This window comes from Flavitalea antarctica (genome assembly GCF_054461535.1).
In genome coordinates, this window is record NZ_JBTLQG010000046.1 from 26,624 (window position 1) to 37,231 (window position 10,608).

At 40.5% G+C, this 10,608-nt stretch carries 10 protein-coding genes; 8 read left to right on the forward strand and 2 right to left on the reverse strand.

The window, feature by feature from the left end; genetic code table 11:
* The first annotated feature begins 116 nt into the window (after positions 1-116).
* From ACX0G7_RS24905 to ACX0G7_RS24935, 7 genes are all read left to right on the forward strand, one after another.
* Positions 117-485, forward strand: a complete 369-nt coding sequence (locus ACX0G7_RS24905) for a sugar 3,4-ketoisomerase (RefSeq protein WP_458926251.1) — start codon at positions 117-119, stop codon at positions 483-485.
* Positions 482-1,567, forward strand: a complete 1,086-nt coding sequence (locus ACX0G7_RS24910; RefSeq protein ID WP_458926252.1) for a DegT/DnrJ/EryC1/StrS family aminotransferase — start codon at positions 482-484, stop codon at positions 1,565-1,567. Before ACX0G7_RS24905 ends, ACX0G7_RS24910 begins: the two co-directional genes overlap by 4 nt.
* A gap of 61 nt (positions 1,568-1,628) precedes the next feature.
* Positions 1,629-2,333, forward strand: a complete 705-nt coding sequence (locus tag ACX0G7_RS24915; RefSeq protein WP_458926253.1) for an acyltransferase — start codon at positions 1,629-1,631, stop codon at positions 2,331-2,333.
* A 193-nt stretch (positions 2,334-2,526) separates the two neighbouring features.
* Positions 2,527-3,573, forward strand: a complete 1,047-nt coding sequence (locus ACX0G7_RS24920) for a hypothetical protein (protein ID WP_458926254.1) — start codon at positions 2,527-2,529, stop codon at positions 3,571-3,573.
* A 32-nt stretch (positions 3,574-3,605) separates the two neighbouring features.
* Positions 3,606-4,691, forward strand: a complete 1,086-nt coding sequence (locus ACX0G7_RS24925) for a glycosyltransferase family 4 protein (RefSeq protein ID WP_458926255.1) — start codon at positions 3,606-3,608, stop codon at positions 4,689-4,691.
* Between the two features lies 1 nt (position 4,692).
* Positions 4,693-5,793 (forward strand): DUF1972 domain-containing protein, encoded by a 1,101-nt coding sequence (locus tag ACX0G7_RS24930; protein WP_458926256.1) that lies wholly within the window; start codon positions 4,693-4,695, stop codon positions 5,791-5,793.
* Positions 5,777-7,060 (forward strand): O-antigen ligase family protein, encoded by a 1,284-nt coding sequence (locus ACX0G7_RS24935; protein ID WP_458926257.1) that lies wholly within the window; start codon positions 5,777-5,779, stop codon positions 7,058-7,060. The genes ACX0G7_RS24930 and ACX0G7_RS24935 overlap by 17 nt, the downstream gene beginning before the upstream one ends.
* Here the strand turns inward: ACX0G7_RS24935 and ACX0G7_RS24940 are convergent.
* Entirely contained in the window at positions 7,051-7,851 is an 801-nt protein-coding gene (locus tag ACX0G7_RS24940) for a glycosyltransferase family 2 protein (protein WP_458926258.1), read from the reverse strand. The two genes, ACX0G7_RS24935 and ACX0G7_RS24940, sit on opposite strands and share 10 nt — an antisense overlap.
* 125 nt (positions 7,852-7,976) lie before the next feature.
* A complete protein-coding gene (locus ACX0G7_RS24945) occupies positions 7,977-8,849 on the reverse strand; it encodes a methyltransferase domain-containing protein (protein ID WP_458926259.1) in 873 nt (290 codons plus the stop codon).
* Between the two features lie 411 nt (positions 8,850-9,260).
* On the opposite strand from ACX0G7_RS24945, the gene ACX0G7_RS24950 reads away from it, so the two are divergent.
* Positions 9,261-10,608 (forward strand): ABC transporter ATP-binding protein (locus tag ACX0G7_RS24950; protein ID WP_458926260.1); only part of this gene is annotated, 1,348 nt, incomplete at its 3' end.

The following is a 10,608-nucleotide window of genomic DNA, read 5'->3' on the forward strand; positions in this document are numbered from 1 at the left end:
AAGTTAATGGCAACAATGCCAGGTTTAGCTATCAAATACTTATAACAGCACCAGCCCCAGGTTTAAAAAAATGACGTTGCCGAACCCCTGGATTACATCAACAATAAAACATTATCATGTCCTATTTGATAGATTTAAAAACGTTTACAGATAAAAGAGGAAATCTCACCGTAATCGAAAAAACCATCCCTTTTGAAATCAGGAGGATATTCTATATATACGGAGTCGATAGTTCCGTCCGTGGGGGTCATCGACACAAAAAAACCATACAAGCAGCAATTTGCCTGCAAGGCTCGTGCAGTATTCATAACAATAATGGAAAAGAAGAATCAAGCTATCACTTAAATGCGCCTAATAAATGCCTTATCCTGGAAACAGAGGACTGGCATACAATGGATAACTTTACACCTAACGCTATCTTAATGGTCCTGGCTTCCGAATATTTCGACCAGAATGACTACATATTTGAACCATATACAAAATGATTGACTACGAAAACCTAAAGAAATCAAACGAACTGTTTTTCGGTGATTACCGGGAAACTTTTGAGAACGTTTTGTCCAGTGGCTGGTATATTCTGGGGAATGCAGTGAAAGAATTTGAAAACTCGTTCGCCACCTACAACGGGAATAGCTATTGCTCGGGTGTTGCAAATGGCCTCGACGCACTGATTTTATCATTGAAGTCATGTGCATTTGATCCTGGTGATGAAGTTATCGTTCCTTCAAACACCTACATTGCGACGATACTGTCCATCGTACAAAATCAATTAAAACCGGTACTGGTTGAGCCCGATATCAATACTTATAATATTGATCCCGCCCTGATTGAAGAAAAAATAACAGGCAGAACACGTGCGATTATGGTCGTTCATTTGTATGGCAAAGTCTGTGAGATGGACAAAATTGTGGCCGTGGCGAAGAAGCATAATTTAACGGTTATCGAAGATTGTGCCCAGGCACATGGCGCAATGTTTAAAGGTAAAAAAGCCGGTAACTTTGGCGATTTCGGAGCTTTCAGTTTTTATCCCACAAAAAACCTGGGTGCGTTAGGAGATGCCGGAGCGGTAAGCTGCAATGACGCCGCGAGGTATGAAAGCATTAACATGCTGAGAAATTATGGCTCACAAACGAAATATTACAACGAAGAAGTCGGGTATAATTCGAGATTAGATGAATTGCAGGCAGCGTTTCTCTCAGTAAAACTCCGGCATCTTGATAAAATAAACCTTCACAAAAGAGATTTGGCTTCACTATATCAGGAAGGCCTGAAATCTGATTTTATCAAACCAGTAATTTCAGCAGACTATTTCGACGTTTATCACATTTATAATATCCGTCATGAAAAAAGAGATGAGATCAAAGATTATCTTTTGAAACATGGCGTAAAAACAGAAATACATTATCCGGTTGCACCGAACCGGCAAAAAGCAATGAAGGGTATCCTGGATAAGACAGAAACACCCATAGCTGAAAAGATACACCAGACGACATTAAGTTTACCCATATCATTTTTTCATACGAAAGCTGATGTGTCTAAAGTGATTGATCTGCTAAATGGCTATTAAATGAGCTACATTCATAACTCAGATAAAAGCACAAACTTTTTACACCTTAGAACCTGCTGCAGTGCTTGCAAAATTATTAAGTAAATACATAAGCAAACTCAAGGGTCGTGAATACCGGATCGATTCAAACATACCGGACGGGTATTTGTGGAATCTTGCTATTACCAGAGTACGGATGAAGATTCGCGGGGTAATAAGCAGAACCAACTATAAGTCTGCGCCTTTTATAGGCTCCAACGTCATTATCAGGTGTCGCAGAAAAATATATTTTGGCACCTCAAACACGATTGAACGTGATTGTTTCATTGATGCTCTTTCTCAGGAAGGGATTACCTTCGGAAATAATGTGTCTCTGGGCAGAAGTTCATCTGTGGAATGTACTGGCAACCTTCAAACACTTGGCAAAGGCTTGAAAGTTGGTAATGATGTCGGCCTCGGTTCACACAATTTCTTCGGCTGCGCAGGGGGGATATCTATTGGAGACGATACAATTATCGGGAATTATGTGAGCTTTCATTCAGAGAATCACAACTACAAAGACCCTCACTCTCCCATACGTCTGCAGGGAGTTTCTCACGCCGGTATCGTAATTGGCAGGAATTGCTGGATAGGAGCTAAAGTGACGGTGCTGGATGGTGTGATCGTAGAAGATGGATGTATCATAGCTGCCGGGTCTGTGTTGACAGCCGGTAATTATACGAGGGATAAAATCTTCGGCGGGGTGCCGGCTAAACAAATACAAACGAGGTTCAATAATAATGAATAAGGATGTACATATAAATCGATTTTTGCCGATTGCAATCATTTATTTCTTTTTAAACAGCTTCTTACTGCCTATAGGTTTGTTGTACACCACACTTTTGACACCTTTATTTTTATTATGGTTAATAAAGTATCCGGTTTTTAATAAGCTTTGGATATTTTGCTTCGCTTCCATTCCAATCATGATAATTCACTTCATGAATGGAGTAGACGTATCAGCCTACATAAAATCTTATTTTCTTCTGATGTCGGTGTACATATTCTGTATGGCGTTTTATCAGTTCCTCGTTGAATGTAAGTCACTACCTGATTTATTCAGGAGCCTGATCTTAATAAATGTTGTATTCCTTATAATCGCATTAATAGCGCTGCCGTTTCCGGGAATCAGATCAACATTCTGGTTTACCAGCCAATTTACCAGTGGTGTCCAATCAATATCAAGGCTTCAAATGTTAACATATGAGCCTTCTTATTATTCCATTCTCCTGGTGCCTATCTTATTCTATTATTATCTAAAAATGCTGTTATTAAAAGTTTCAAACAAATTGTTCGTCTTCCTTTTGATTGCAGTTCCCATCATCTTATCGTTGTCATTCGGCATCATTTTGGGCACCATCCTCACATTTTCCATACTCTTCCTGTCTGACATTAAACTGTTCTCGCTTCGGAAAAGCTTTCGCCCCGCAATCATCATTGGCGCAATACTGATGCTGTCATTTATTGCACTGGTTTTTGAGCTGTTCCCCGAAAATTCCTTTTTCGTAAGGATGGCCAATATCCTCGCTGGAAAAGACACCTCGTTTCGTGGTCGAACGTTTGACTCGTTCTACCTGGGATGGAAGATAGCCGCAGAGAAAAGTATACTTTTTGGTAGCGGACCAGGCCAGACAAAGCTCATCGGATTGGACTTTTTTAAGGAATTCTATAACTATTCAAATTTTACAGTTGACGAGATTGGCATACCGAATAGTGTGGGTGATACACTTGCCACATTTGGAATTGCCGGAGTTCTCGTAAGACTTGTAATTGAAATATACTTCTTCTTCAAGACTAAAGTCTACACAAACTTCTACAGGCTCAGTATTTTTATTTTTGTTTTTATCTACCAGTTCACTGGAAGCTATATCACGAACATAGCAGAATATGTTCTCTGGATTCTCGCATTTTATCGTCCGCTTTTTCCGGAATTTAACAAACGAAATGTTTATGAAGCCAATATGTTAAACACTGAAAAACTCCTTTGACATCCATTAAAAATTCATCTAAATAATCTGTTGTGAAAATCTTATTTATCTCCCGTGCTACACTTTTTGAGGACAAGGGTGGAGATACAATTCAGGTACTCGGCACGAAAAAATTCCTGGAACGCGAAGGTGTTCAGGTGGATATCAAACTTTGTATTGATAAAATTGAATACTCAGATTATGACCTCATCCACTTTTTTAATATCATACGACCCGCAGATATTCTGGCTCACATAAAAGCCAGTGGCAAGGATTATGTTATCTCCACGATTTACGTCGACTACAGTGAATATGAAAAAAATCACCGTAAAGGTTTGCTTGGGAAAATCTTCAACGTCCTTCCTCCGGATTTCATCGAATACCTGAAAGTAATCGCGCGTTTCCTGTTGAAAGGAGAAAAAATAATCAGTCCGGAATATTTATGGATGGGCCACCGTGGGTCAGTTAAGTATGTTATCGATAAGGCCTCATTGCTTCTGCCTAATTCTCATAGTGAATATAACAGACTTCAGCAACACTACGCAATTTCCAAACCGTATGTTAAAATCCCGAATGGAATCGACCCTGAGCTTTTTGATTTGGAAAACAACAAAATTGAGCGGGATGACGTGGTTGTTATTTGCGTCGGAAGAATCGAGGGACGCAAGAATCAATTGAATGTAATTCGTGCGTTGAATGGAACTAAATTTAAGTTATATATTATCGGTTCGCCTGCTAAAAACCAACCCAAATACTTCCAGGCTTGTAAAGAACAGGCGGCCTCCAATGTGACCTTCATCGAAAATTTGCCACAGGACCAGCTTGTCAGTTATTATAAAAGGGCTAAGGTGCATATCCTGGCAAGTTGGTTTGAAACCACCGGATTAAGTACTCTTGAGGCTTCCTATCTGGGCTGTAACGTCGTGATCACGGATAAGGGCGACACAACCGAGTATTTCGAAAATTATGCTTTTTATTGCGATCCGTCGTCTCCTCTTTCTATATTTGCAGCTGTTCAGCAGGCCGCTTCTGCACCCTTTGACGAACAACTACGGCAAAAGATTCTGATTGAGTATTCCTGGTCCGAAACCGCCAGACAGACCATTGGCGCATATAAAAAAATCAAGCGAGAACTTTGATATGAATATTGGAATAATTGGAACTCGTGGAATACCTAATCAACATGGAGGATTTGAGCAATTCGCAGAATTTGTCTCGCCAAGTCTGGTAGACCGGGGTCACGATGTTTCAGTATACAATTCCTCTTTGCACACGTACAAAGCTTCGACCTGGCATGGGGTGAAACTGATAGTTCAACCCGATCCCGAAAGAAGCCTGGGCGCTGCAGGTCAATTTATATATGATCTAAACTGTATTTTGGATTCAAGAAAGCGAAACTTTGATGTAATACTGCAACTGGGATATACCAGCAGTAGCGTTTGGTCTGTATTCTTCCCTAAAAAAGCAGCCATAGTTACTAATATGGATGGTCTTGAATGGAAACGAACGAAATATTCCAAACAAGTCCAAAGATTTCTGCTCAGGGCCGAAAAGTGGGCAGTGATGAACAGCAATGAATTGATTGCTGATTCTAAAGGAATTCAACGATACGTCTACTCAAAATATAAGAAACGTTCTATTTTTATTCCCTATGGGGCTACCCCATTTACTCAACCGGATGAGACTGTCCTTAATGAATATAAGCTTGCTAAAGAAAGCTACAATTTGTTGATAGCCAGAATGGAGCCAGAGAATAATATCGAGCTTATCCTTGAAGGACACCGGCTTTCGCAACATACTAAAAAACTTATCTTAATCGGTAAATATGAGAATAGCTTCGGCTCCTATCTAAAGCAAAAATATGGAGATGAGAACACTCTTTTTTGGGGACCGGAGTACAATCTTGAACTATTAAATAATCTTCGTTATCATTCGCACATATATTTTCATGGGCATTCAGTTGGCGGTACAAACCCATCTTTGCTTGAAGCGATGGCTTCACAGGCACTGATCGCAGCTCATGACAATATTTTCAACCGGTCAGTACTTGAGAAAGATGCATTTTATTTCAGAACATCTACCGATGTAAAAAAGATACTTGACAAAAAACCTGAAAAGTCTGCTTATCAAACTTATATCCGAAACAACAACCATAAAATAATTGAAAACTATTCCTGGGAGCATATTACTGATCAGCTAGAAAAATGCCTCATTTCTGCACTTTATGGAAAAACTAAATAGGCATTCTCTTTTTCCTAAACTACAGCTCTTCTGTTTATATGGCATTGCTGTAACAATTACATTTTCCATTCTGAATTTAAACAGCCTTTTTATTATCGGCCTCATCTTATCCTGGCTTTTTTCCATCGGGTCGCTCTCACAGGTCAGAGAGTTAAGGACCGACCGCCTGTTCATCGCATATATTTTGTATTTCCTGCTTCATATTGCGGGCTTGTTTACCTCCGATTCTTTCGCTGGTGGATGGAAGCACCTTGAAAGCAAACTTGGCTACCTGGTCCTGCCTCTGGCATTATGCTCAGGCACTATTCTGACCAGACAGGTACGGAATAAGGTGCTGATGGTTTTCACAATTACCCTTACAGCAGCCACTCTCCTCTGCCTTATCGTTGCATTTTACAAATATTCTACTCAACATGATGTAAGTGTCTTTTTTTACCATGATCTATTGACTCCTATTTCTCATCATGCAGTGTACTTTTCCGCATTCATTCTGATTGCCATAGCTTTCTTAGCCACCGAATACCAGGACATCACATGGCTACGCCACAGAAGCTGGCTCATGTTATTCTGGATCGGCTACTTTATGGGCATAACAGTGCTTCTTTCATCGAAATTGATGTTGAGTATAACAATAATGTTGTTGTTATTTTTATTACTAAAGTCCTTCCATAATAGTTTCCCAAAACGGCAGATCCTTATAGTGCTGATCATCCTGGGAGGATTATCAGCAACAATACTTCTGACCGATAACATTGTCAAACGACGATTCAATAATCTGTTTGAAGGCAATATAGACGTGCTAAAAAGTGACAAATTCAATCCGGGCAATTCTTTTACCGGTCTCGAATTCCGGCTTTTGTTATGGCGGTTCACCTATGAAATAATGGCTGAAAATAATGCGTGGGTATTAGGTGTTGGCACCGCTGGTTCACAGGAGTACCTCGTACGTAAATACCATAGCATGAATATGTATGCGGGCGATGAAAGAAAGGGAGACCATGGCTACATGGCATATAATTGCCATAATCAATTTCTTCAAACATCACTTCAATCAGGGCTTCTCGGACTTTCTGTATTGCTGTTCTGGTGTTTTGTTTTTTGTTATGCAACCATTAAAAGCAGAGATAAAATTCAATCTGTTCTGGCAATTACAATATTATGTTTCTTTTTTACTGAATCTGTTCTTGAGCGACAGTATGGAATGATATTAACTTGTTTTTTCCCGCTAATCCTGCTTTATTCTAAATCCCGGGCGGATCAATCATAGGTCTTTTTAATTTTTGAAAAATTTTCCCGGTAAAATTTAGTCAGAAACCCAAGGTTGAGTGTCTGTAGGAATTTTGGCAATCCTATCGCAGATATATGCTTGTAATAATACAGCCGGTTTCTAATTTTTCTTTGAGGTAAATACCTGTTTTTTATTGCCAGGCTTTCCTGGCATCCCAGCTTCCAATTGGTATCACTCATTCCCTCCCACCGCATGTTTGCCAATGTTGCATCTAGATATCTGAATTTGCAGCTATTAACGTAAAGCCGTAATAAAAGGTCATAGTCCATTGCACACTTGTATTTTTCATCGAAGCCTCCATAGGTTTCATAACAACTTCTGCGGATAAATACGGTAGGGTGATTGATTGTCATTTCGTTAGTAATGAAAGAATGATTTCCATGCAATATGAAGTCGGGTTTTCCTTCTTTCCACAATCTTAGATTACCATAAATCACATCTGCGTCACCCAAATTGTTGACCACAAGTTCTACAGTGTTAATTTCATAAAAGTCATCTGCATTTATTATCCCGATCAGATCACCTGTCGCAAGTTTCAGTCCCTTATTAAACGCATCGCTTATTCCTTTGTCCTTTTCACTTACCAAATGGTCTATTGACGGCCTGTATTCATCCAAAATTGACAATGTTGCGTCACTTGAACCACCGTCGATTACTATGTACTCGATCCTTGAATAAGTCTGGGAAATCACGCTTTCGACGGCGTGCCTGATGAATTTCTCGCCATTATATATAATGGTTATAATGCTAACTAGAGGTAAATGCTCCATATTTTTCCTTTTCATTTCCTAATACCGCCAACAGATATCGGAAAAAGGGAAAGCCATTTTTACATGTAAATTGGGATATGTCGACGATGAAAAACTTCCTTTCCTCCATATCATTACTCACCGGTTTACTTATCATTCGCCATCTCAAAATATATTCTTTTTCCGCGTACCGGGTATCTTATGTTGCCATCCGGACTTACAAATTCTCCGTCCCGAAAATTCATTGCTAACCTACCGTCAGGCGTTGCAAGGCACTTACTGACCAGATCGATCTCAGCTGGTGTAAGCAAAGGTTTCGTCTGAGGTAATAAACTTTCACTTACAGGAACCCATGGCTTCAGAGATGTAGGAGAACTGCCAGCACGCCTGTATTCTCTTATCTCTGGTTGATTTTCCCAGAGATGCATAGCATTAAAAAGATCTTGCCGATCCCAGAAAAAATCCTGCCAGGGATGATAATTACGGCTTATCCAAAGACGCATGGCTGGTGATGTAGTATGCGCTTCCCTTTGCCGATCAGAATATTCAAAAAAATGCATAACTCCTTCGAATTCGACTATCTGCCATTTGTGCATATCCCCCGTACCGACAATTATATCTTTCCCAAAGGCAGGGGTTTCGATATATCCGGCTTTCGCAATACGGGCTAACTCATTTCCCGCCCGAATGGGGCTGTCGACATGCTCGACAATATGGGAACATATCACGAAATCTATACTTTTATCTAACATGGGTACACGATCAACTGAGCAAACGATTACTGGCCTGTCCTCAACCATGCTTGCGGCCCTGTGAATCGTATCTTCCGGATAGAAGTCAGCTAAAATGTTTGCATTGGGCACGGGATTATGGCCACTTCCGATATCCATGATAATACCGGAATCAGGTAAGGCAGGTGCCACCAGTTTTTGTTGGTATTCCCAATTGCTGCTGTTAAGATATTTATTGGGTGACTTACCTAAGTCCAGTATTTTTTTTATGATTTTTCGCACTACCATTAAAGTTCTGTTTATAGATTTCAGGTGTTATCCCTTAATTATTGTTGCACCTTACAAATCCCCCGACAACAGCCACAGGTGTTGCATCAGTAATCCCGTGCTCCTTTGAGGGATGATTTGAATAGCCTGCCACGAGATCCGGCTGCCGGCGCATATTCCGTTGGCTGCCTTAAATTTTTATAATTGCAGCGGTGAAGTTACAGTTAAATTTTTATCGGTAACCGCGACGGATAGGGTTCAACAGGGGCGATTAGCCTTGTTATTGACTTGCATCCTACTCTTGAGCATTTGAATATCAATCGCCTTAAGTCAATTATATGCGAGGCATCGAAAAGCGAAGTATCGTTAATGACGATGTTATCCTTATTGGCACTCCACGTCGATTTCACCCGATCCTCATACCTTTGCACGATGAAAATCCTATTCAAATATCTGAGACCGCATAGATGGCTGGTGGTACTTACGCTGTTTTTAGCAGCAATCAATACAGGCTTCTCATTGCTGGATCCTATCATATTCGGAAAACTCGTTAATCTGGCTCTTGATTATAAAGTCAATTCAGCCAGTTATACTTCGCAGGATTTCTTTACAAAGCCCTACAACAGTGTTCTCTGGCTACTACTCGCCTCGATTGGTGTGGCTATGATAAGTCGTCTTGCCAAAAATTTCCAGGACTATTTTCTGAACGTAATCGTCCAGAAATTCGGTGCAAAGGTATTTACTGACGGCCTGCAGCATGCGATGAAACTTCCTTACCAGGAGTTTGAAGATCAACGTTCGGGCGAAACACTAAGCGTACTTGGCAAAGTTCGGACAGATACCGAGCGTTTTATGAATTACTTTATCAACATCCTTTTTGGTGTACTCGTAGGGGTGCTTTTTGTTTGCGTTTACGCCGGTCTGTATATCCACTGGGCCGTACCAGTGGCATATTTCACGGGCATTCTTCTATTAACAACCATTACCAACCTCCTCAGCAAAAAAATCAAGGTTATTCAGAAAAACATCGTTTCACAAACCACTTCGCTGGCAGGATCCACTACGGAATCACTGCGCAACATCGAGCTGGTAAAAAGCCTCGGCCTTACCGACCAGGAAGTAAACCGTTTAAATAAAAACACGTATAAAATTCTCGGGCTGGAGCTAACCAAAGTAAAGCGGATCAGGAGTATCAGTTTTATTCAGGGTACTTTTGTTAATACACTCAGGCAGGTGATTCTTTTTATCCTCATGTGGCTAATTTTCCGCCATACCATGGATGCCGGCCAACTGGTAACCATGCAGATCTATTCTTTTTTTGTATTCGGGCCACTCCAGGAAATTGGCAATATCATATTGTCTTACCGCGAAGCAGAGGCTTCTTTAAATAACTTTAACAACCTCATGAATAAATCGCCCGAACCACAACCCGTTAATCCTAAACACCTTGGGGATGTGGGCCATCTGCAGTTTCAGAAAGTCGGCTTCAAACACCAGACAGCCCAGCAAAGAGCTATTGAAAACATAAACTTTTCTGTAGAAAAGGGAGAAACAATTGCTTTCGTCGGACCTTCCGGATCCGGAAAAACCACCCTCATGAAGCTGCTTGTTGGTCTGTACAGGCCGCAGGAGGGAAAAATCCTATATAACGGGATAGATGAAACTGCCATCCATTTCGATGACCTTCGCAATCAGATTGGATTTGTAACTCAGGATACACAGTTGTTTTCAGGAACAATTAGAGAGAATTTACTATTTGTAAACCCCTCAGCAACAGAAG

What these genes read in the sequence shown, in the direction of transcription:
- ACX0G7_RS24945 (WP_458926259.1), bottom strand. Translation starts at nt 8,849, where the DNA reads ATGGTAGTGCGAAAAATCATAAAAAAAATACTGGACTTAGGTAAGTCA.
- ACX0G7_RS24920 (WP_458926254.1), top strand. Translation starts at nt 2,527, where the DNA reads ATGAATGGAGTAGACGTATCAGCCTACATAAAATCTTATTTTCTTCTG.
- ACX0G7_RS24930 (WP_458926256.1), top strand. Translation starts at nt 4,693, where the DNA reads ATGAATATTGGAATAATTGGAACTCGTGGAATACCTAATCAACATGGA.
- ACX0G7_RS24905 (WP_458926251.1), top strand. Translation starts at nt 117, where the DNA reads ATGTCCTATTTGATAGATTTAAAAACGTTTACAGATAAAAGAGGAAAT.
- ACX0G7_RS24935 (WP_458926257.1), top strand. Translation starts at nt 5,777, where the DNA reads ATGGAAAAACTAAATAGGCATTCTCTTTTTCCTAAACTACAGCTCTTC.
- ACX0G7_RS24910 (WP_458926252.1), top strand. Translation starts at nt 482, where the DNA reads ATGATTGACTACGAAAACCTAAAGAAATCAAACGAACTGTTTTTCGGT.
- ACX0G7_RS24940 (WP_458926258.1), bottom strand. Translation starts at nt 7,851, where the DNA reads ATGGAGCATTTACCTCTAGTTAGCATTATAACCATTATATATAATGGC.